General features: G+C 71.2%; 19 protein-coding genes and 1 riboswitch. Of the genes, 11 read left to right on the top strand and 8 right to left on the bottom strand.

Going from position 1 to position 21,953, the window contains the following annotated elements; translation table 11 throughout:
• Window positions 1–38: 38 nt before the first annotated feature.
• From MMSR116_RS15215 to MMSR116_RS15185, 7 genes are all read right to left on the bottom strand, one after another.
• Window positions 39–1,268: a molybdopterin molybdotransferase MoeA gene (locus MMSR116_RS15215; RefSeq protein ID WP_010682260.1), complete on the bottom strand. Its 1,230-nt coding sequence runs from the start codon at window positions 1,266–1,268 to the stop codon at window positions 39–41.
• The gene (moaC, locus tag MMSR116_RS15210; protein ID WP_010682261.1) at window positions 1,265–1,756 is read right to left on the bottom strand and encodes a cyclic pyranopterin monophosphate synthase MoaC; all 492 of its coding nucleotides are present in this window, start codon (window positions 1,754–1,756) and stop codon (window positions 1,265–1,267) included. The genes MMSR116_RS15215 and moaC overlap by 4 nt, the downstream gene beginning before the upstream one ends.
• A gap of 3 nt (window positions 1,757–1,759) precedes the next feature.
• Entirely contained in the window at window positions 1,760–2,677 is a 918-nt protein-coding gene (gene trpC / locus MMSR116_RS15205) for an indole-3-glycerol phosphate synthase TrpC (protein ID WP_010682262.1), read from the bottom strand.
• Complete coding sequence (trpD, locus tag MMSR116_RS15200; RefSeq protein WP_039892233.1) at window positions 2,674–3,711, bottom strand: anthranilate phosphoribosyltransferase; 1,038 nt, start codon at window positions 3,709–3,711, stop codon at window positions 2,674–2,676. The genes trpC and trpD overlap by 4 nt, the downstream gene beginning before the upstream one ends.
• Window positions 3,712–3,746: 35 nt before the next feature.
• Window positions 3,747–4,361 (bottom strand): anthranilate synthase component II, encoded by a 615-nt coding sequence (locus MMSR116_RS15195; protein WP_039892524.1) that lies wholly within the window; start codon window positions 4,359–4,361, stop codon window positions 3,747–3,749.
• 98 nt (window positions 4,362–4,459) lie between these two features.
• Entirely contained in the window at window positions 4,460–5,980 is a 1,521-nt protein-coding gene (gene trpE, locus MMSR116_RS15190) for an anthranilate synthase component I (protein ID WP_010682265.1), read from the bottom strand.
• A gap of 3 nt (window positions 5,981–5,983) precedes the next feature.
• Window positions 5,984–7,885 (bottom strand): peptidylprolyl isomerase, encoded by a 1,902-nt coding sequence (locus MMSR116_RS15185; RefSeq protein WP_039892235.1) that lies wholly within the window; start codon window positions 7,883–7,885, stop codon window positions 5,984–5,986.
• Between the two features lie 184 nt (window positions 7,886–8,069).
• Between MMSR116_RS15185 and tpiA the strand changes: the two genes are divergently transcribed.
• On the top strand, window positions 8,070–8,831 hold the full coding sequence (gene tpiA, locus MMSR116_RS15180) for a triose-phosphate isomerase (protein ID WP_010682267.1): 762 nt from the start codon (window positions 8,070–8,072) through the stop codon (window positions 8,829–8,831).
• A 396-nt stretch (window positions 8,832–9,227) separates the two neighbouring features.
• Here tpiA and MMSR116_RS15175 read toward each other — a convergent pair whose 3' ends face one another.
• Window positions 9,228–9,641, bottom strand: coding sequence for a nuclear transport factor 2 family protein (locus MMSR116_RS15175; protein WP_010682268.1), 414 nt, complete (start codon window positions 9,639–9,641; stop codon window positions 9,228–9,230).
• A 258-nt stretch (window positions 9,642–9,899) separates the two neighbouring features.
• On the opposite strand from MMSR116_RS15175, the gene secG reads away from it, so the two are divergent.
• The 10 genes from secG (at window position 9,900) to MMSR116_RS15125 (ending at window position 21,885) form a co-directional block, all read left to right on the top strand.
• Window positions 9,900–10,319 carry a preprotein translocase subunit SecG gene (secG, locus tag MMSR116_RS15170; protein WP_010682269.1) on the top strand — a complete coding sequence of 140 codons (420 nt, stop codon included), beginning with the start codon at window positions 9,900–9,902 and terminating at the stop codon, window positions 10,317–10,319.
• Window positions 10,320–10,475: 156 nt separating this feature from the next.
• Window positions 10,476–12,104: a CTP synthase gene (locus MMSR116_RS15165; RefSeq protein WP_010682270.1), complete on the top strand. Its 1,629-nt coding sequence runs from the start codon at window positions 10,476–10,478 to the stop codon at window positions 12,102–12,104.
• A gap of 67 nt (window positions 12,105–12,171) precedes the next feature.
• Window positions 12,172–12,624 carry a DNA polymerase III subunit chi gene (locus MMSR116_RS15160; RefSeq protein WP_039892526.1) on the top strand — a complete coding sequence of 151 codons (453 nt, stop codon included), beginning with the start codon at window positions 12,172–12,174 and terminating at the stop codon, window positions 12,622–12,624.
• A 2-nt stretch (window positions 12,625–12,626) separates the two neighbouring features.
• Window positions 12,627–14,210, top strand: a complete 1,584-nt coding sequence (locus tag MMSR116_RS15155; protein WP_010682272.1) for a S10 family peptidase — start codon at window positions 12,627–12,629, stop codon at window positions 14,208–14,210.
• 307 nt (window positions 14,211–14,517) lie between these two features.
• A riboswitch (cobalamin riboswitch) is annotated at window positions 14,518–14,712 on the top strand.
• A gap of 34 nt (window positions 14,713–14,746) precedes the next feature.
• The gene (locus MMSR116_RS15150; RefSeq protein WP_039892237.1) at window positions 14,747–14,929 is read left to right on the top strand and encodes a CbtB domain-containing protein; all 183 of its coding nucleotides are present in this window, start codon (window positions 14,747–14,749) and stop codon (window positions 14,927–14,929) included.
• 16 nt (window positions 14,930–14,945) lie between these two features.
• Window positions 14,946–15,683: a CbtA family protein gene (locus tag MMSR116_RS15145; protein ID WP_010682274.1), complete on the top strand. Its 738-nt coding sequence runs from the start codon at window positions 14,946–14,948 to the stop codon at window positions 15,681–15,683.
• On the top strand, window positions 15,676–16,077 hold the full coding sequence (locus MMSR116_RS15140) for a DUF1636 domain-containing protein (protein WP_010682275.1): 402 nt from the start codon (window positions 15,676–15,678) through the stop codon (window positions 16,075–16,077). Before MMSR116_RS15145 ends, MMSR116_RS15140 begins: the two co-directional genes overlap by 8 nt.
• On the top strand, window positions 16,074–17,108 hold the full coding sequence (gene cobW, locus MMSR116_RS15135) for a cobalamin biosynthesis protein CobW (protein WP_010682276.1): 1,035 nt from the start codon (window positions 16,074–16,076) through the stop codon (window positions 17,106–17,108). The genes MMSR116_RS15140 and cobW overlap by 4 nt, the downstream gene beginning before the upstream one ends.
• A 47-nt stretch (window positions 17,109–17,155) precedes the next feature.
• Window positions 17,156–20,539: a cobaltochelatase subunit CobN gene (gene cobN, locus MMSR116_RS15130; RefSeq protein ID WP_010682277.1), complete on the top strand. Its 3,384-nt coding sequence runs from the start codon at window positions 17,156–17,158 to the stop codon at window positions 20,537–20,539.
• A gap of 74 nt (window positions 20,540–20,613) precedes the next feature.
• Window positions 20,614–21,885 (top strand): precorrin-3B synthase, encoded by a 1,272-nt coding sequence (locus MMSR116_RS15125; protein ID WP_010682278.1) that lies wholly within the window; start codon window positions 20,614–20,616, stop codon window positions 21,883–21,885.
• Window positions 21,886–21,953: the final 68 nt, after the last annotated feature.

The raw sequence follows: 21,953 nt of genomic DNA, 5'->3' as shown, positions 1-21,953 counted from the left end.
TCTGCGACCGCTCCTCGCGTCCGGCGCGCGGCGTCGGGTCAGAGAAGGCGGCGGTCGAGCCGGATGATCCGGCAGGGGTCGCCGGCCCTCGCGGCAGGCTCGTGCGGTAGGCGGAGCAGCAGCGCCTCGGCACGACCGAGGACTGCCAGCATCGAGGAATCCTGGCGCTGCTCCGGCGTCGCCACTGGCAGGCGGCCCGGCTCGACCGCGAGGGTCGCGCGCATGTAATCGGCGCGCCCGTCATTGGCCTGCAGATCGCGGCCCAGAGTCGCCGCCTCGCTGCGGTCTGCGCCCGCCTGGGGATCGCCCTGAAGTGCGCGGATCGCCGGCACAACGAACAGCAGGCCGCAGACGATGGACGAGACCGGATTGCCCGGCAGACCGATGACCAGCATGTCGCCGAGGCGCCCGTGCATCAGCGGCTTTCCGGGCCGCAGCGCCACGCGCCAGAAGCCGAGTTCCAACCCCTCCCTGGCGAGGGCTGCCTGGACGAGATCGTGATCGCCGACCGACGCGCCGCCGAGCGTCACCAGCACGTCGGCCCGCGCGTTTCGCGCGCGCCGGAACGCATCCTCCAGCGCGTCGTGTTTATCCGCCGCGATGCCGAGATCGATGATCTCGGCCCCGGCTTCCACGGCGAGCGCACCGAGCGCGAGGCTGTTCGAGGCGACGATTTGGTCCCAGGCCGGAGCTGCACCCGCCTCAACGAGTTCGTCGCCGGTCGCGAGAATCGCGACCCGTGGCCTGCGCCTGACGGAAAGGCGGGGATGGCCGGCCGCTGCCGCCAGGGCGAGGCGCCGGGCATCGAGGCTCATCCCGGCCGACAGCAGGGTATCGCCGGCGGTGAAATCGAGTCCGGCACGGCGGATGAAACGGTCGGGTTCCACCGGCTCGACGACCTGCACGGTGTCGCCGTCCGTCCGGGCGTCCTCCTGGATCAGGATCGCGTCCGCCCCTTCGGGCACGGGGGCGCCGGTGAAGATGCGCACCGTCTCGCCGGGACCGATCGCGCCAGTGTAGCCGTGTCCGGCCGCGCTGCTGCCGATGAGGCGCAGCCGCGCCCCCACAACATCCGCATCGGCGCGCCGGACCGCGTAGCCATCCATCGCGGAGGCAGGAAACGGCGGTTGGGTGCGCGTCGCGACGATATCGGCGGCAAGCGTCCGGCCGGCGGCCTGGGCCAGCGACACGATCTCGGGTTCGACGGGACCGGCGACGCTCGACAGGACGCGATCGAGCGCCTCCGCGACCGCGATCAGGCCGCTCATGCGGCGGGAGCCCGGTAGGCGCCGGAGCGGCCTCCGTCCTTGGCGACGAGCCTTATGCCCTCGATCCGCATGCCGCGATCGACGGCCTTCACCATGTCATAGACCGTGAGGCAGGCCACCGAAACCGCCGTCAGCGCCTCCATTTCGACGCCAGTGGGACCTTGGACCCGCACCTCGGCGACGACGCGCAAGCCGGGCAGCGCGTCGTCCGGCTCACACTCGACCCGCACCTTCGAGAGGAGCAGCGGGTGGCAGAGGGGAATCAGTTCGTGGGTGCGCTTGGCCGCCATGATGCCGGCGAGGCGCGCCGTGCCGATCACGTCGCCCTTCTTGGCATCACCTTCGCGGATCAGCGTCAGGGTTTCGGGCCTCATCACGATGACGCCCTCCGCGCGCGCGGTGCGGTCCGTGGCGGGCTTGTCGGTGACGTCGACCATATTGGCCGCGCCGCTGGTATCGAGATGGGTGAGCGTCGCGCCGGGCTGCATCGCTCAGCCCTTCTTCTTGACCTTGCCGCCCTTGGGCTCGGTGGCCTTGGCGTTGATCCCCGTTTCCTCGGCCTCGCCGAAGAGCAGCGCCCGGGTCGCCCGGGTGACGTCCGCCTGCCGCATCAGGCTCTCGCCGACGAGCACCACGCCGAGGCCATTCTCCCGAAGGCGCACCACATCGGCATGTCCGCCGATTCCGCTCTCGGCGACGGCGATCCTGTCCGACGGAATCCCCGCACCGAGGCGGATGGCGGTGTCGAACGACACCTCGAAGGTCTTCAGGTTCCGGTTGTTGATCCCGATGAGCGCGGCGCCCAGAGGGATGGCGCGCTCCAGCTCCGCCGCGTCGTGGACCTCGACCAGGACGTCCATCCCGAGGAGGTGCGCTGTCTCGACGAGGTCGACCGCCTCGTCATCGTCGAGGCAAGCCATGATGACCAAGATACAGTCCGCGCCCCAGGCCCGGGCCTCGTAGACCTGATAGGGCTCGAACAGGAAGTCCTTGCGCAGGACCGGCAGCCCGCAGGCGTCGCGGGCCGCCGTCAGGTATTCCGGCCGGCCCTGGAACGAGGGCTCATCGGTCAGGACGGACAGGCAAGTAGCGCCACCCGCTTCGTAGGCGGCGGCGAGTCGGGCCGGATCGAAGTCGGCCCGGATCAGGCCCTTCGAGGGCGAGGCCTTCTTCACCTCGGCGATCAGCCCAGGGCGTCCTTCGGCAAGGTGGGCCCGGATCGCCGCCGCGAAGCCGCGCACGGGCTCGGCCTGCGCGACCTTGCGCTCGAGCTTGGCGAGCGGCACCCGCAGCTTTGCCTCGGCGATCTCGCGGCGCTTGTAGGCCTCGATGCGGGCGAGGACGTTCGGGCGCTCGCTCTCCCCCTCGGGTGCAGCGACCCCCTTCGCCTCATGCGTGATCGCGCTCATCGGCCCTCCGGCCCAGTGGAGTGGTCGTTCGAGGCCCGGATCAGTCGGGCGAGTGTCGCCCGGGCCGCCCCGGACTCCACGGCATCCTGCGCCCGCGCAAGCCCGTCCGCTAGGGTCGCCGCGCCCCCCGCGACGACGAGTGCGGCCGCCGCATTGAGAACCGCGATGTCCCGGTAGGCGTTGCGTGCCCCGGCGAGCACCGCCTCCAGTGACCGGGCGTTGTCGGCCGGATCGCCGCCCCGCAACTCCTCGGGCGCGCGCAGCGGCAGCCCGAGGTCCCGCGGGTCGATGGTGAACCGCGAGATCCGGCCCTCGTCCAGAGCAACCACGCGCGACGGCCCCGTGACGGTGATCTCGTCGAGCCCGTCGGAGCCATGCACGGTCCAGACCCGGCGGCTGCCGAGTTCCGCCAGCACCCGCGTCAGCGGCTCGGCGAGGGCCTCCTGGGCAACACCGAAGAGCTGGTAGGCGACGCCGGCCGGATTGCTGAGCGGGCCGAGCAGGTTGAAGATCGTTCGCACCGGCAGTTCGGAGCGGACCGCCGCCACGTGGCGCATCGCCGGATGGTGCGCCTGGGCGAACAGGAAACAGAGGCCGGCTTCGTCGAGGCAGCGCGCTTGGCTCTGCGCGTCGAGCCCGAGCCGGACGCCGAGGGCGGCGAGCACGTCGGCGGCGCCCGAGCGCGAGGTCGCGGCACGATTGCCGTGCTTGGCCACCGGCACGCCGCAGGCGGCCACCAGGATGGCCGCGAGGGTCGAGACGTTCACGCTGCCGGAATGGTCCCCGCCGGTGCCGACAACGTCGACGGCGTTCTCGGGCGCCGCGACGCGGGTCATGCGTGCCCGCATGGCCTCGGCAGCGCCGACGATCTCCTCCACGGTCTCGCCGCGCACCTTGAGGGCAGCCAGGAAGGCGCCGGCCTGCACGGGCGTCACCTCGCCCGACAGCAGGTCGTCGAAGGCTGCGCGCGCCTCGTCACGGTCGAGGGCGAGGCCTCCGGCGACCTTCGCGAGATGGGGTCTGAAACTGTCCATGCGCTCTGTCGGAAGGCCCTCTCGGCCTCCGGGCGTCAATGCACGTCGACGCGGGTCCTGTCACGCGCCGCGTTCCAGGCGGCGGCCAGATCGAGGAAGTTCTTCACGATCTCCGTCCCGTGCTGGGAGCGGATGCTCTCCGGATGGAACTGGACGCCGTGGAGCGGGCGCTCGGTGTGTTCCAGGCCCATGATGAGACCGTCGGCCTCGGCGGTGACCCGAAGCGATTGCGGGCAGCTCGCACGATCGACCACGAGCGAGTGGTAGCGCGTGGCCTCGAAACTGTCGTTCAGTCCGCGGAAGAGTCCGCGGGCGCCGTGCCGGATTGTCGAGACCTTGCCGTGCAGTGGCAGCGGCGCCCGGACCACGTCGCCCCCGAACGCCTGCCCGATCGCCTGGAGGCCGAGACACACGCCGAAGATCGGGATCTCCTCCGAGAGGTCGCGCACGACGTCGAGGCATATGCCCGCCTCGTTGGGCGTGCAGGGGCCCGGCGAGAGCACGATCGCGTCCGGCGCCTTCGCGCGGATCTCGGGGACGGTGAGCGCGTCGTTGCGCACCACGTCGATCGCGCCGCAGAGCGGACCGATCAGGTGGACCAGATTCCACGTGAAGGAGTCGTAGTTGTCTATGACGAGGACGTTGGGCATCGCGGCGGCACGCTCGGGCATGGGCGCGATGTGACCGCTCGGGACGGAGCGGTCAACCATGCACTGCATCTGGCGACCGGCTTCGATCGGGGTGTCGTTTACTGCCCGCGCTTCGCCTGCGCGGCGAACCGCACCGCCTCCTCGGCCGCCCGAAACAGCGCCTTGGCCTTATTGACGCATTCCTGCTGCTCGGACGCAGGATCCGAATCGTAGACGATCCCGGCGCCGGCCTGGACGTGCATCCGCCCGTCCTTGACCACGGCGGTGCGGAGCACGATGCACGTATCCATCTCGCCGCGCGCGCCGAAATAGCCGATGCAGCCCGCGTAGGGCCCGCGCTTCTCGCGCTCCAGTTCGTCGATGATCTCCATGGCCCGCACCTTCGGGGCGCCCGAGACCGTGCCAGCCGGGAAGCCGGCCGCCAGGGCGTCGAGCGGGTCGTGGCGCGGATCGAGGTCGCCCTCGACGTTCGACACGATGTGCATGACCTGACTGTAGCGCTCGATGAAGAACGAATCGGTCACCCGAACGCTGCTGATCCGCGATACGCGGCCGGCATCGTTGCGGCCGAGATCGAGGAGCATCAGGTGCTCGGCGCGCTCCTTGGGATCGGCGAGGAGTTCGGCCGCGAGCGCCGCGTCTTCCGCCGGGGTCGCGCCGCGGCGGCGGGTGCCGGCGATCGGCCGCACCGTCACGGTGCCCTCCCGAACCCGCACCAGGATCTCCGGCGACGAGCAGACGATCTGGAAGGCTTCGAAGTCGAGGTAGCAGAGGAACGGCGCAGGGTTGGTGCGCCGGAGCGAGCGGTACAGGCTGAAGGCCGGCAGGGTGAACGGGGCGGAGAACCGCTGAGACAGCACGACCTGGAACACGTCGCCCGCGACGATGTACTCCTTGGCCCGCGCGACCATGGCGAAGAAATCGTCCGGCGGGGTGTTCGAGACCGCCTCGGGATGCGCGACCGCCGAGAGGTCCACCCGGGCCTCGATCGGAAGCGGTCCCTCGAGCGCGGCGGCCACCCGGTCGAGGCGCTGCAGCGCATCCTCGTAGGCCGCCCGGGGCGCGACGCCCGGCGCGGGCCGCACCGGCGAGACGACGGTGATGAGATCGCGGATCGAGTCGAAGACGACCATCACCCGCGGGCGGATCAGGATCGCGTCCGGCACGCCCAGGGGATCCGGATTCGGCTCCGGCAGCCGTTCCATGGCGCGGACCATGTCGTAGCCGAGATAGCCGAACAGGCCGGCGGCCATCGGCGGCAGGTCGGCATCCGCCGCGTCGCCGATGGCGCTCTCGGCGATCAGAGCCCGCAGGCTCGCGAGCGGGGCGCGGTCGTCCGGCTCGAAGTGGGTCAGGTCGGCACCGCGGGCGATTGCCGCCGCGCCGTCCTGGCAGCGCCAGACCAGATCCGGGTCGAGCCCGATCATCGAGTAGCGACCGCGAACGGCACCGCCCTCGACGGATTCGAGAAGGAACGCGGAGCCCGTTTGCCGATCCCGCAGCTTGAGGAAGGCAGCGACGGGCGTCTCAAGGTCGGCCACGAGGGTCAGCCCGACGAGACCCGGCTGGCCAGCGTCATAGCGTGCCGCGAAAGCCGCGTAGTCAGGCGCCTCGGCCATGCCTCAGTACTCGCCGCCCAACGCCCGGCGCAGGGCCGTCGCGTCGACCTTCACGCCCGCGTTCTTCTGGACCTCGCCGATGTACTGCGACAGCACGTCGTCGGCGAGTGCCGCCTGGAAGCTCTGGGTGATGGTCTTGTCGCTCGGGCTGTCGGCCACGAAGGCCGGCATCGTCGCCGCCGTGACCTTGAACACCGCGCGCGAATCGCCCGCCGCCGCCGTGCCAGCCTTGCCCACCGCCGTCGCGAAGATCAGGTTGACGTCGTCGGCGGTCAGCATGTCCTTGGCCTGATTGCGCGCGAGATCCTGCACCTCCTGCGCGTTGACGCCGACCTCTTGGACCACCGCCTCGATGGTCTCGCCCTTGTTGAGCTTCTCGACGAGCTCGCGCCCCTTGGCCTGGAGGCGCTTCGCAATCTCGGCGGCGGTCCAGCCGGCCTTCACGCCGTCCTTGACCTGATCGAGGGGCTTGTCGTGCGCGGGGTCGATGTTGGTGACGTCATACCAGACGTAGCCGCCCGCCTTGGTGCGCAGGGGCTCGTTATCGCCGCCGATCTCGGCGCGGAACAAGGCCGGCAGGGTCGTGTCGGGATCGGGGATGTCGGCGACTTTGCGGCCCTCCGGATCCTTGCCCTGGGGATCGATGGCCTTCACGGTCACGATCTTGAGCCCGCGCTCGGCCGCGATGTCGGTGAGCGGCTTGGCGCCCGCGCGCTGGTCCTCGATGGCGTCGCGGGTATTCTCCATGGTGTCGCGCGCCCGGGCCAGAGCCAGCCCCTTGCGGATCTCGCCTTCGACCTGGTCGAAGGGCTTCACTGTCCCGGACTCGATCTTGGTCACCCGCAGCAGCACCGTGCCGAACCGACCCTGGACCGGCTGGCTCACGCCACCCTCCGGCAGCGCGAAGGCGGCGTCCGCCACGGCCTTGTCGAACAGTTCGCTCTTCGTGAGCGTGCCCAGCGTCAGGTCCTTCTCGTCGGTACCCCGCTCGGTCGCCACGGCCTCGAAGGTCTTGGAGCCGTCCTCGATCGCCTTGCGGGCGGTCTCCGCGGCGGCAGCGTCGGGGAAGACGATCTGCTGGATCGTGCGCTTCTCCGGGCTGCCGTAGCGGTCCTTGTTGAGACCGTAGGCGGCGCGGGCGTCGGCGTCGGTGATCGCGTCGGGCTTCGCCATAGCCTCCGGATCGACCACGAGGAGATTGGCGGAGCGGAACTCCGGCGCCCGGAATCCCGATTTGTTGGCCTCGTACCAGGTCTTCAGCTCCTCGTCGGTCGGATCCGGGATCTGGCCGGCGGTGGAGGGCGTCAGCATCAGGTAGGCGGCGGAGCGGCGCTCGGTCGTGTAGCGATGGACTGCCTCGCGCATCGCCACCGGCACGTGCAGATCGGACGAGACAGCCTCGGCCAGCTGCAGGCGGGCGATGACCGAGCGCTGCTCGCGCACGAACATCCCCTCGTTCAGGCCGGCGCGTTGCAGCGTCTGGTAGAAGAGCTGCGGCTCGAACTGTCCCTGCGCGTTCTGGAAGCTCTTCTCGTCGTGAATCGCCCGGATCACCGCGGAATCCGGCACCGCGAGGCCGAGATCGTGCGTCTTCTGGTCGAGGGCCGCCTCGGTGATGAGCTGGGACATGACCTGCCGGTCGAGGCCGAGCATCCGTGCCTGATCGGGGGTCAGGGCGCGCTTCAGCTGCGCCTGATAGCGCTGCAGCTGGTTCTGATAGGCCTGACGCACCTGCTCGGCGGTGATCGGCGTGCTGCCGACGGTGGCCACGCGGTTGCTCGCGCCGCCGCGGAAGAACTCCTCGACGCCGTAGATGCCGACACCGGCGATCAACAGCGTGAAGATGACCGTCAAGATGATCTTGCCGAGCCAGTGCTGGGTTGCGTTGCGGATGCCCTGAAGCATGGTCTGTGATCGAATACCTTCGGCAGCCGCCCGTCGCCGGAGCGGCACCATCCCCGAGAGCCGACCGCGATAGACCATTCGGGTCCACAGGCAAAGGCTTGGCGGCCGAGACCTGTTTGCACGCTCAAGCTCGCTCTGGTAGGCCCCGGCAACGTCCGGCAGGCGGCGTGGCGCGAGGGCAGGAATGACGCAGTCGGGACGCAGGCCACTGGTCGCTGGCAACTGGAAGATGAACGGCACGCGGGCTTCGATCCAAGTGGTCGAAACGATCCGCGACCGGCTCTCGCAGGAGCTCGCTGGCCGGATCGACGTCCTGATCTGCCCACCCGCGACACTGATCAGCTCTTGCGTGGCGGCGTCTGCGGGCTCGCCCATCGCCATCGGCGGACAGAACCTGCACGCCCGCGAGAGCGGCGCCTTCACGGGCTCCATCTCGGCCGAGATGCTGGCCGATCTCGGCGCCAAGTACGTGATCGTCGGGCATTCCGAGCGGCGGGCCTACCACCACGAGACCGACGACGGCGTCCACGCCAAGGCGCTGGGCGCCCGCCGGGCCGGCCTGTGCGGCATCATCTGCGTGGGCGAGACCATCGAGGAGCGCGAGCAGGGCCGCGCCCTCGACATCGTCCGCGCCCAGCTCGCCATCGGCCTGCCGAAGGGCGCCAAGGCGACCGACACGGTCATCGCCTACGAGCCTGTCTGGGCGATCGGCTCGGGCCGCACCCCGACCCCGCGCGACATCGCGGAGGTCCACGCCTCGCTGCGCGAGATGCTCGACAAGCTCGTTGGCGACGAGGCGCAGAAGATCCGCATCCTCTACGGCGGCTCGGTGAAGCCGGGGAACGCCAAGGAGCTGCTGTCGGTCGACAACGTCGACGGCGCGCTGGTCGGCGGCGCGAGCCTCGTGGCCGAGGACTTCCTTGGGATCTGCGCCGCCTACGCGTGAGCGCGCTCGCGCCCTCGTGACGAGCTGAGGAAAGCTTAGATCAAGGACCCCGTCGACGTAGAGCAACGACCCGCGCCGTCAGTTCGGGGCGCCGAAGGCGAGCCCGGAATCCAGAGCCGCTGGCGGTGAAAGTTCTTGCTCGTCGGCGGTTCTTGATCCCGGGTGCCGCTACGCGGCCCCGGGATGATGCGGAGCGGTGGCATCGGTCCGTCATACCTGGAAAAGCACATTCGACGCGGGCGTTGTGCGGTAGCGGCCAGGGACGGAACCTTTGGCAGAAGGAGTGTCGCGAGGCGCGCGAGATCCGACTTCGTGGCGCCGCTCAAACGCTCCGCTCCGGAGAAAGGTCGAACGGCGCCGATCTCAGATCTTGAACGCCTGACGGGCCAGCAGCCGTCAGCGCCCGCCATCCCGGTGCCAGACCTGCATCACGCCGATATGCACCGGGGACGTCTTGCCGTTCGAGACGCTCTCGCCGGTGAAGACGTGCCGGGCGATGGCGTCGTCGCCTACAACCGAGACCGACCGGTCCGACAGGGTGATGCTCGGGAAGCTGGCGCGCTTGGCGGCCAGCGGCGCGATGAAGGCCGCCTTGTCCTGCACCAGCCCGCTGGAATGGCCGTAGCTCAACCCGTCGAGGGTCAGAGCCTCGAGTGCCGGCCCGTCCCCGGCCAGAAGGGCCTGGGTCAGGGCATCGACCGCCGACTCCACAGCGTCGGCCTCCGGGCTCGCGGCGCTTCCCGGACCCGTCCGCAGCAGGACGGGCGTTGCGAGAGCAGCGGCCAGCGCTGCGCGGCGTGAGATCGGCATGGCTTCCTTCCGGGACGGGACGGCTCGTTGGCGGGCCGTCCTTCCCTCGCAGACAGAGCACAGGCCGCGGGATGGCGCGAGACCCGCGGGCGACAGGCGCGACCCGATCATAAAGTTGGCGCCGGATCGCGAGTGGTGTATGGCCGGCGCAGATTTGTGGCCGATGCCGAGGGCAGCGGCCGCCGCGCGCCCGTGCCGGTCCCTGCGACCGGCCTGCCGGGATCGACGCGCGGACCTGAAGACGTTTTCGGAACACCGATGCAGACCGTCCTGATCGTCGTCCACCTCATCATCGTGCTCGCGCTGATCGGCGTCGTGCTGCTCCAGCGGTCCGAGGGCGGCCTGGGTCTGGGCGGCGGCGGGAGCGGCGGGGTGGCCGGCTTCATGACGGGCCGCGGACAGGCCAACGCCCTGACGCGGGCGACCGCGATCCTGGCGGCGCTGTTCTTCGCCACCAGTCTGATGCTGGCGATCCTGTCACACCGCTCGGCGGCGCCGAAGTCGATCCTCGACACCGGCGCGCCGCAGACATCGGGCCAGCCCGCCAAGCAGCCGACCGGCGCCGACAACCTGCTCGACACGCTGCGCCAGCAGCAGGACCGGGTTCCGGCCACGGCTCCGGCCCAGCCCGCGACCCCAGCTCAGCCGGCGATTCCGGACGCGCCGCAATCCCGCTGACGGCCTGCGCCGGGAGCGGCGCAGCGTCTCATCGCGCTTTTTGACGAATCGGCGTCAGCCGGTTCGTGCCATGCGTTCCGCGATCCCCAGCCCATGCACGGGCCGGGGCATCCGTCGTTTGGCAAACGCCAGCAGCTTCTTTATGGACCGACGCCCATGACGCGGTACGTTTTCATCACCGGCGGCGTGGTTTCGTCTCTTGGCAAGGGGCTCGCCTCGGCGGCCCTCGCGGCGGTGTTGCAGGCCCGCGGCTACCGGGTCCGGATGCGCAAGCTCGACCCCTATCTCAACGTCGATCCGGGCACGATGAGCCCGACCCAGCACGGCGAGGTCTTCGTCACCGACGACGGTGCCGAGACCGACCTCGACCTCGGCCATTACGAGCGCTTCACCGGCGTTCCGGCGAGCCGGGCCGACAACATCACCACCGGCCGCATCTATCAGGACATCATCGCCAAGGAGCGGCGCGGCGACTATCTCGGCGCCACGATCCAGGTGATCCCGCACGTCACCAACGCCATCAAGGACTTCGTCCTCGACGGCAACGACAGCTTCGACTTCGTGCTCGTGGAGATCGGCGGCACGGTGGGCGACATCGAGGGCCTCCCGTTCTTCGAGGCGATCCGTCAGCTCGGCCAGGAGCTGCCGCGCGGCACCTGCTGCTACGTCCACCTGACGCTGCTGCCCTACATCCCGTCCGCGGGCGAGCTGAAGACCAAGCCGACGCAGCACTCCGTGAAGGAGCTGCGCTCCATCGGAATCCAGCCCGACATCCTGCTCTGCCGCTGCGACCGGGACATCCCCACCGACGAGCGGCGCAAGCTCGCGCTGTTCTGCAACGTCCGCGAGACCGCGGTGATCGAGGCGCGGGACGTGGCCTCCATCTACGAGGTGCCGCTCTCCTACCGGACGGCCGGGCTCGATCGGGAGGTGCTCGGCCATTTCGGCCTGGAACACGGCGGCGAGCCGGATCTCGGCCGCTGGCGCACGATTGCCGAGCGCGTGCGAAACCCGGAAGGCGAGGTGTCCATCGCCATCGTCGGCAAGTACACGGGCCTGAAGGACGCCTACAAGTCGCTCACCGAGGCGCTGACCCACGGCGGCATCAGCCACCGGGTGAAGGTCAACCTCGAGTGGATCGAGGCGGAGGTGTTCGAGCGCGAGGACCCGGCGCCCTTCCTCGAAGGTCTCAACGGCATCCTGGTTCCGGGTGGATTCGGCCAGCGCGGCGCCGAGGGCAAGATCCGGGCGGCCCGCTACGCCCGCGAGAAGCGCATCCCCTATCTCGGCATCTGCTTCGGCATGCAGATGGCGGTGATCGAGGCCGCCCGATCCCTCGCGGGCATGCCGGAGGCCAATTCCACAGAGTTTGGGGAAACTGCCGAGCCGGTGGTCGGCCTGCTCACCGAGTGGCTGCGCGGCAACGAGCTGGAGCGGCGCGCCGCCGCCGGCGACCTCGGCGGCACGATGCGGCTCGGCGCCTACGAGGCCAAGCTCGATCCGGAATCGAAGATCGCCCAGATCTACGGGTCCGAGCAGATCTCCGAGCGGCACCGCCACCGTTACGAGGTCAACATGGCCTATCGCGAGCGGCTTGAGGCCAAGGGCCTGCGCTTCTCGGGTGTCTCGCCGGACGGGCTCCTGCCCGAGACGGTGGAACATGTCGGGCACCCGTGGTTCATCGGCGTGCAGTTCCACCCGGAGCTGAAGTCGCGTCCCTTCGAGCCGCACCCGCTGTTCAAGGGCTTTGTCGGCGCGGCGATCGAGCAGAGCCGGCTGGTCTGAGGGGGCTCGGGGCGCGGCGGCGCGCCGCTCCTCGCAGGACGGTCCCGCACCCTATATGGACGGGGCCGTGACCGAGATCCTCTTCTACCACATGCAGCGTCAGCCCTTGGAGAAGGTGCTGCCGAACCTCGTCGAGCGCTCGCTGGACCGCGGCTGGCAAGCGGCCGTCCAGGCAGCCAGCGAGGAGCGGCTGCAAGCTCTGGACGATCATCTCTGGACCTACTCCGACGAGAGCTTCCTGCCGCACGGCACCGACCGCGAGCCGGATGCCGGGAGTCAGCCCGTGGTGCTGACCCTGCGCGACGTGAACCCGAACCGAGCCTCGATCCGCTTCCTGGTCGAGGGCGCCGATCTCCCGCCCGATGCGGGTGCCTACGAGCGGATTTGCATCCTGTTCGATGGAACCGATCAGGACGCCCTGCTGCGCGCCCGCGAACAGTGGAAGCAGGCGAAGGATGCGGGTCATGCGGTCGCTTATTGGCAGCAGGACGATTCCGGGCGCTGGAACAAGAAGGCCTGACCGTGACCCTCAGCATCCGTCTCGCGGGCACCGCCCTCGCCCTAACTCTGGCGCTGGCCGCACCCGTGCGCGCTCAGGATGCACCGCACGGCCATCCACAGGGGGAGTCGCGGCAGGAGGCCCGGCCGGCGCCGCGCGGTCCGGAGGGGCGTCGTCTGCCGCCCGACTCGACGACCAAGCACAGCCTGACGCTTCCGGACGGCAAGACGCTCGACTTCACCGCCACGGCGGGAAGCCTGCCGCTCGTCGACGAGGCCGGCAAGCTGCAGGCCGAGATCGCCTACGTGGCCTACACGATGGCACCCGAGGCCGGTCGCGCGCGGCCCGTCACCTTCGCGGTCAACGGCGGCCCGGGCGCGTCGTCGGCCTATCTGAACATCGGCGCGATCGGCCCGTGGCGGCTGCCCGTCGGCAAGGACAGCATCAGCCCGTCGCAACCGGTCACGCTGACGCCCAACGACGGCACGTGGCTGGGCTTCAGCGATCTCGTCTTCCTCGACCCGGTGGGAACCGGCTACAGCCGCGCCGCCGACGGCAACGGCAAGAGTTACTGGTCGATCGACTCCGACGCCTCGACCCTGGCGGCGGTGATCGCCCGCTATCTGCGGGTGAACGACCGGATGGCGAGCCCGAAATTCTATGTCGGCGAGAGCTACGGCGGATTCCGCGGGCCCCTAATCGCCGAGAAGCTGCAGGAGGATATCGGCGTCGGCCTGTCGGGGATGGTCCTGCTCTCGCCGGTGCTCGATTTCGGCTGGCTCGAGACGCCGCGCGCCAATCCGTGGGGCTACGTGCTGAAGCTGCCCTCCCTGGCGGCCGGCGCGCTGGAGCGGGCCGGCACCGTGCCGAGGCCGAACCTGCTGGCCGACGCGGAAGCCTACGCGTCGGGGCCCTACTTGGCGGATCTCCTGAAAGGGCCGGGCGACGCGGCTGCGGTGGCGCGGATGACCGAGAAGGTCGCGCCGCTCGTCGGCCTCGACGCCGGCCTCGTCCGCGCCCAGGCGGCGCGGCTCACGACGCGGAGCGTCCAGCGCGAGATCGACCGGTCGGACGGCCGCGTGACGAGCGCCTACGACACCGGGATCACCGGTTGGGATCCGAACCCGGAGGCCGCGCAATCGAGCTTCGAGGATCCGCAGCTCACCGCCCTGCAGGCGCCGCTCACCAGCGCGATGCTTGATCTCAACGCGCGTACGTTGAAGTGGCCCGTACCCAACATGCGCTACGAGCTCCTCAACAACGCCGTGAACCGCGGCTGGTCCTGGGGGTCCGGGCGTCAGGCTCCGGAGGTGCTCTCGAACCTCAAGGGCGCGCTCGCCCTCGACGGGCGCCTGCGCGTCCTCGTCGCCCACGGCTTCACCGATCTCGTGACCCCCTACTACGCTTCGAAGCTGCTGCTCGCGCAGGTTCCCGCCTACGCCGCCGGCCGCCTCAGCCTTTCGGTCTACCCGGGCGGGCACATGTTCTACACGCGGCCGGATTCACGCACGGCATTCCGGACGGACGTGGAGCGGCTCTACGCGGACGCTGTCCGAGCGCGCGACGCCGAGAGCGCGCCGGCCGAGCGTTCCGCGGACCGGCCCTGAAGCCCGCCGGAATTTAAAGCGAAGCTGAGGGCCTCCGCGAATAGCGACAGATCCTCGGCCACCAAGGCAAGCGCGCCGGGTTACTTCAGCACGAGGCCGGCTGCCGGAATCGGGGCCATGCGGTCGTCGGCCCGGGCGGGCAGGAGAGTCGCCGCACGCGTGGCCGGCGAGCCAGGTCCCGTCGATCGAGGTCCTCGCCGGCCCGAAGCACGATCCGCGACATCGTCCCGATGGCGCCGCCCGGCGCAGACCCTGGATCCTGCGCAGGATTCCACCGCGTCTCCGTTGTGCGGAGGCTGTCATGCGTCTACAACGGTCCCGTGACGGTGCCCCGGCGACGGGGTGAAAAGGGAATGCGGTGAGGGGTGCGAACCTCGAATCCGCGGCTGCCCCCGCAACTGTGAGCGGCGAGTGCCTGCCAGAGTGCCACCGGAGCGATCCGGGAAGGCGGCCGGCGCGCAGAGCCGCGAGCCAGGAGACCTGCCGTCACGACAGGATCCCGAAATGCCGCCGGTGGGGCGGCTGGAGACAGGCAGATGACCACTTCGACCCTCGCCCCCGCCGCCCTCGGCACCCGCGTCGCCGAACGTCCGGTCGCCGTCGCCCTCGCGGCCGTCCTGGGTCTCGGCCTGCTCTTCATGGTGGGCTTCTCGCCGGCGATCGCGTTCCACAACGCGGCGCACGATTTCCGCCATACGCAAAACTTCCCCTGCCACTGACGCCCGCGTCCCAGGGATGATCATCCGGCTTCTGTCGGCGGCTCTGGCCGCCGGCTTCATCGCGGCTGCCGTCGTGAGCGGTCTCGAACTCACGCTGACCTCGCCGCTGATCCTCGCCGCTGAGCGCTACGAGCATGCCGAGCCCTCCCATCAGGCCTCGAAGGCGCTGCCGATCGTGCTCGCCCATGGCGGGCACGAGCACGCCACGCCCGAGGCAGCGCCGGAATGGCAGCCCGCGGAGGGCCTGCCGCGCATGGCCTTCACAGCCCTGGCGACCCTGGTCGGCGGCGTCGGCTACGCCCTGCTGCTCGGCGCCGTGATGCTCGCCTGCGGCCGCGAGCCGACGCCGCCGACCTGCCTCGCCTTCGCGATCGCGGGCTTCGGCAGTGTCGCCCTGGCGCCGGGCCTCGGCCTGCCTCCCGAACTGCCCGGCAGCGAGGCCGCGCCCCTGGCTGCCCGTCAGGCGTGGTGGGTGATGACCGCGGCGGCGACCGGCATGGGACTCTACCTCATCGCGATCCGCCGCTCGCTCATCGCGATCCTGGGCGGCCTCGTCCTGCTGATCGCGCCGCACGTGGCCGGCGCGCCCCAGCCCCCGACGGGCGCCTCCGAGCTTCCGGCCGCCCTCGCCGCCCAGTTCGCGGCCCGCTCCCTGGCGATCAGCTTCGTCTTCTGGGTCATGATCGCGCTCGGGTTCGGCTGGGCGTGGCAGGCCTTCGCCCGCGACAACGCGCGGGGTTCTGCCCGTGCCTGAGACGATCCTGTATGTCTGCACCACCTGCCGCCGGGAGGGCGACGATCCGGACGGACCCCGCGCTGGCGCCCGCCTGCTCGATGCCCTGAGGGCGCGGGTCGGCGACGCGCAGCAACTGCGCATCGAGCCGGTGGAGTGCCTCTCCGTCTGTAAGCGGCCCTGTACGGTGGCGGTGGCGTCGGCCGGCCGGTGGACCTACGTGTATGGCGATATGGATCCCGCCGCCTCCGCCGAGACGATCCTCGGCGGCCTCGGCGCGTACGCCGCCACGACGGACGGCATCGTGCCGTGGCGCGAGCGCCCGGCGGCGTTTCGCACCGGCGTCATCGCCCGCATTCCCCCCTTCCCCGAGCCCCGCCCGCTCCCGGCCGGCACCCTGGAGGCCGCCGAATGACCATCGTGTCTAAGATCCCCTGCACCATCGTCACGGGGTTCCTGGGAGCCGGCAAGACCACCCTGGTTCGCCACGTGGTCGAGAACGCCAAGGGTCGCCGCCTCGCGATTCTGGTCAACGAGTTCGGCGATGTCGGCTTCGACAAGTCGTTCCTGGCGGCCTGCGGCGTCGAGGGCTGCACCGAGGACGCCATCGTCGAGCTGCCCAACGGCTGCATCTGTTGCACGGTGGCGGACGACTTCGTGCCCGCCCTCGAGACCCTGCTCGCGCGCGCCGAGCCGCCGGAGCACATCCTGATCGAGACCTCAGGTCTCGCCCTCCCCAAGCCGTTGGTTCAGGCCTTCCAATGGCCGGCGATCCGCTCGCGCGTGACGGTGGACGGCGTCGTCGCGGTGGTTGACGGGCCGGCGGTGGCGTCGGGCGCCTTCGCGGAGGATCCGGCGGCCCTGGAGGCCCAGCGTGCCGCCGATCAGTCGGTGGACCACGACAATCCGCTGGAGGAAGTGTTCGAGGATCAACTCCTCTGTGCCGACCTCGTGGTGCTCAACAAGGCCGACCTGATCGACGCGCCGACACGCGCCCGCGTCCGCGCCGAGGTGGAGGGCCATCTGCCCCGCGCCGTGAAGGTGGTCGAGACCGCGAACGGCGTCATCGATCCCCGGGTGCTGCTGGGTCTCGGTGCGGCGGCCGAGGACGATCTCGACGCGCGGCCTTCGCACCATGGCGAGGGCGAAGACCACGACCACGACGATTTCGAGACCGTGGCGTTGCCGATCCGCCCGGCAATCACGGCCGGTGACCTCGCGGCCCGTGTAGAGCGGGCGGCGGGGACGGACGGTGTGCTGCGGATCAAGGGGTTCGCGGAGGTTGAGGGCAAGGCGATGCGCCTCGTGGTGCAGGGGGTCGGACGCCGCGTCGTCCACCACTTCGACCGGCCCTGGCGGGCGGGCGAACCGCGCGACGGCACGCTCGTGGTGATCGGCTTGAAGGGCTTCGACCGGGACGCGGTCGCCGCGGCGCTCGCGGGATGATGTCCGTCGCGCGCGCCCGTTCGGATACGCTCTGAGGGGCCGCCGCGATGCATCTGGTGCGCATCGATTCCGTTTCCCTCGACGAGGGTGAGGCAGCTGTGGATCTCGGGCAGGAGCCCGGCGATCTCGTCGTCGTGTCCTTCACCGACACCGACCTGTCCGGGATCGTCCAGGCCCACGCGGCCGAGCCAGGGCTTCCGAGCCTGCGGCTGGCCAAGCTCGCCAAGCTTCGTCACCCGCTCTCGGTCGACCTCTACGTGGATCGGGTGGTGACGCGGGCGAAGGTCGTGGTGATCCGCTGCCTCGGCGGCCTGGATTACTGGCGCTACGGGATCGAGCGCTGCGCCGAGGCCGCCCGTGCACACGGTGTCGTGCTGGCGGTGCTGCCCGGCGACGACCGCCCCGACCCGCGGCTCGCCCCCTTCTCGACCGACCCGGACTTCGCCGACCGCCTCGATGGCTACTTCCGCGCCGGGGGCATCGACAATCTGCGGCGGATGCTGCGGATGCTGGCCGCTCGAACCGGTTCCGGCCACGCGGTCGAGCCACCGCAGCCGCTGCCGCGCGGGTTTGCCTGGTGTGCGGGCTGCGGCGTCCTGCCCGTCGACGTCGCTCTCGCCGCGGCCGGTTCGGCGGTTCCGCTCGCAGCGTCGTCGGCCGCGCCGATGGCCCTGCTGCTGGTCTACCGCTCCGCCGTGCTCGGCGGCGACACCGCACCCTTCGTCGCGCTCACGGCCGCGCTGCGCGCCCGCGGGATCGGCGTCCTGGCGATGGCGGTGTCGAGCCTGAAGGAACCGGAGGCCGCCGCCGCGGTGGCCGACGCCGTCCGGAGGCGCCGGCCCGATCTGGTGATCGCCGCCACGGCGTTCTCGGCCCGCGAGGACGGCATCGACTTCGTCCTCGACGGCGCCGATTGCCCGGTGCTGCAGGCCTTCACCGTGGGGTCTCCGCAAGCGGCCTGGGCGTCGTCGGCCCGGGGCCTCGGCGCGGCTGATCTCGCCATGCAGGTGGCCCTACCCGAGTTCGACGGTCGTCTCTCCGGCTTCCCGATCTCCTTCAAGGAGGAGGCTCCTGAAATCGCTGGCTTCGCCGAGCGCCGGGCCGTCCCCTACGCCCCCGGAATCGGAGCGCTGGCGGACCGGGCCGCCGGCTGGCTGCGCCTCGCCGCCCGGCCCCCGGCCGCGCGCCGTGTCGCAATGGTCCTGTCCGATTATCCGGCCCGCGGCGGCCGGGCCGGGTTCGCGGTGGGCCTCGACACGCCCGAGAGCGCCCGCGCGATCGCCGCCGACCTCGCGGAGGCCGGATACGCGGCGGGCGCCCTGCCGGATGCAGTCGCGCTGATGGAGTCCCTGACCCAAGGGCCGGCGGCGTTCGGCGTACCGCTGGCGGTCTATGCTGCCTGGCTCGGCAGCCTTCCCATAACGAGTCGCGCCGCCCTCGTGGAGGCGTGGGGCGAACCGGAGGACGACGCCACCTGCGTGGACGGTGCGTTCCGCTTCCGGATGGTGGAAGGTTCGCGGGCGGTGATCGACGGGGACAGGGCTTCACCCGACACGGTTGACACAGCCGGTCGCGGAACTCTCGCCGTCTTCCTCCAGCCGGATCGCGGTCGCGACGCGGACCGGAAGGCTGGCTACCACGATCCGGAGCGCCTCCCGACCCACGCCTATCTGGCGTTCCATCTCGGCCTGCGGCAGCACTTCGACGTGCTGGTGCAGCTCGGGACCCACGGCACCACGGAGTGGCTGCCCGGCAAGGCGGTGGCGCTGTCCCCCGATTGCCTGCCGGCTGTGTGCGTCGGCGGCCTGCCGGTGATCTACCCGTTCGTCGTCGATGACCCGGGCGAGGCCGCTCCGCTGAAGCGCCGCCTCGGCGGCGTGGCGCTCGGCCACCTGACGCCGCAGACGACTGCGCATGACCTCCCCCCGGAGGCAGCCCGCCTGCGCGAACTGGTGGAGGAGTATGCCGCCGCCAGCGTCCTCGACCCGCGCCGCGCGGAGATCATCGCCCGCGCCATTCTGGAGGAGGCCGAGGCGGCCGGTCTGCTCGACGGGGCCGCGATCGATGCCGACACGCCGATGGACGAGGCATTGACGCGCCTCGACGCCCACCTGTGTGACCTCGGCGAGACGACGTTCCGCGATGGCCTGCACGTTTTCGGCCGTTCGCCCGACGATGACGACGGACCGGTAGTGGCGAGCGCGGCCGGCGAGCGCGCCGGCCTCCTGGCAGCCCTCGGCGGCCGGTTCGTGCAGCCCGGACCCTCGGGCTCTCCGTCGCGAGGCCGGGCCGACGTGCTGCCCACCGGGCGGAACCTCACGACCCTGGATCCGCGCGCGATCCCGAGCCGCGCCGCCGCGCTGCTCGGCGCCCGGGCCGCGGACGCCGTCGTCACCCGCTATCTTCAAGATGAGGGCGGCTACCCGGCGCGGATCGTCATGGATCTCTGGGCCTCCCCCACCCTGCGCACCGGCGGGGAGGACGTGGCGCACGCCCTGGCGCTCATGGGCGTCCGGCCGGTCTGGGACCATGCCAGCACCCGCGTCACCGGCTTCGAGGTGCTGCCGCTGGCCATGCTCGACCGCCCGCGGATCGACGTGACGGTGCGGATCTCCGGCGCGTTCCGCGACACCTTCCCGGACACGCTGGCGCTGATCGATCGCGCCGCCCGAGCGGTGGCCGGACGCGACGAGCCGGACGATGAGAACCCCCTCGCGGCGGCCCGACGCCGCGGCGAGGCGGCGACACGGGTCTTCGGCGCGGCGCCCGGTCGGTACGGGGCCGGAACCGCCGCCACCGCGCTGGACGGGACCTGGGATGCCCGCGCCGATCTCGGCCGAGCCTACCTCGCGGCGAGCACCCACGCCTACGGTGACCAAGAGGCCGCCGACGCGGATTTCGCGGCCCGCGTGGCGGCCGCCGACGCCTATCTGCACGCCTTCGACGTCGCCGAGCGCGACCTGTTCGACGGGGACGCCGCCGTGGACGCGATGGGCGGCTTCGCGGCCGCCGCCGCCCTGGCCGGCGGGACGCCCGCCCTCTACAGCCTCGACGTCTCCGTGCCGGAGCGGCCGAAGGCGCGAACCGCACGGGAGGATGTGGCGCGCCTGATCGGCGGACGGCTCGCCGACCCGCGCTGGATCGCCGCGCAGTTGCGTCACGGGTACCGGGGGGCGCAGGAGCTGGCCCAGGGGCTCGACGCCGTCTTCGTCCTCGCCGCCGCGAGCGATGCCGTCACGGACGCCGCTTTCGACCGGCTCTATGCCGCCTGGATCGCGGACGCCGAGGTGTTCGAGCGCCTCCGGGCCGCCAACCCGGCCGCCACCCGCGCGATCCTCGAGCGGTTCGACGAGGCCCGGGACCGCGGCCTCTGGCACAGCCGGCGCAACGCCCTCCCGGCGGACGCGCTGCTGCGGGAGGCGGCCGAGTGAGCGCACGCCACCATCGCCGTATGCTGCCGGAGGCACCGGCCCGGCGGAACTGGTGCCCGGGGCTGGCGCGCCCCATGCCCACGGGCGACGGGCTCCTCGCGCGGGTGCATCCGCCGCTCGGGATCCTCACCCTCGATCAGGCCCGCGCCGTGGCTGAGGGCGCGCGCCGCTTCGGCAATGGGCATCTTGACCTGACCGCCCGGGCCAACATCCAGATCCGCGGCGTCACCGAGGCGACACGTGCGCCCTTGGCTGACCTGCTCGGAGACGTGGGCCTCGGCGACGTGCGCGCCGACGGCGGCCCTCAGCGCCTGACGCTCACGAGCCCGCTCGCGGGCCGCGATCCGGACGAATTGGTCGACGTCCCGCGCTTGGCCCGCGCCATCGAGGCTGCAGGGCTCGACATCCCCGGACTGCCGGCCAAGACCCTCGTCGTCGTCACGGGCCGCCGCGACACGGCGCTGCCGGAGGCGGATTGCTCGGTGATCGCGCGCGGTCCGGCCATCGTGGCGATCGCGATCGAGTCCGGACAGGGGCTTCGCGACATCGCGACCTGCGGCGAGGGCGAGGCGCCCGGCCTGATCGGGGCGCTGCTCGCCGCTTTCGCGCGGACCGGCCGACGCCGGATGCGCGACCTGTCGGACGACGAGAGGACGGCGCTGGCCGAGACGCTCGACGTCAAGGTGCTGGCGCAGGATCCCGCTCGTTGTCGGGAGACGGAGCCCGGCGGCATCTCGCGGAGCAGGGTGCCGTTCGCGCCAACGCCCGGCCGTCACGAGGGCAACGCCAGTCAAATCCTTGTCATCGACGCGCCGTTCGGTCGTTGCACCGCGGACGCCTTCGACCGGATCGTGGTCGCCGCCGTCGCGATCGGCGCGAGCGAGATCCGCCTTTCACCGGCGCGCGGCTTCGTGCTGTCGGCCGCGGCGGATGTTCCTGCCCCATCGGTTCTGGAGGGGCTCGCCGACGCCTTCATCACCGCGCCCGACGATCCCCGCAATCGCATCGACGCCTGCACCGGCGCGCCGGGCTGCGCCTCCGGATCGACCCCGACCCTCGCGGACGCGGGTCGCCTCGCGGGGGCGCTCGATCGCGACGTCTCCGCGCACGTCTCCGGCTGCGCCAAGGGCTGCGCCCGGCCGGGCCCGGCGGAGCTGACGCTTGTCGGTCGCGACGGCTTCTACGGAATCATCATCGGCGGCGCGCCCGGCGATGAGCCGGCATGGGATCTCCCTATCGAGGCCGTGCTGGAGCGGTTAGGAAGGGCCAAGACTGTCGGGCTGGCCGCCGCTTTCGCGCCGGATACGGCCGCGACGGAGTTCGGGAGGACCAGGAGACCGGCATGAGCGCGAGCCAGAACGCCCTGCGCCAGACAGGATCGGAGCCGGCCGCGGCCCACGAGACCCCGTCCCGC

Origin of the sequence: Methylobacterium mesophilicum SR1.6/6 (genome assembly GCF_000364445.2) — a bacterium.
GTDB classification, from domain to species: domain Bacteria; phylum Pseudomonadota; class Alphaproteobacteria; order Rhizobiales; family Beijerinckiaceae; genus Methylobacterium; species Methylobacterium mesophilicum_A.
This window is presented reverse-complemented; position numbering and strand designations above follow the sequence as displayed.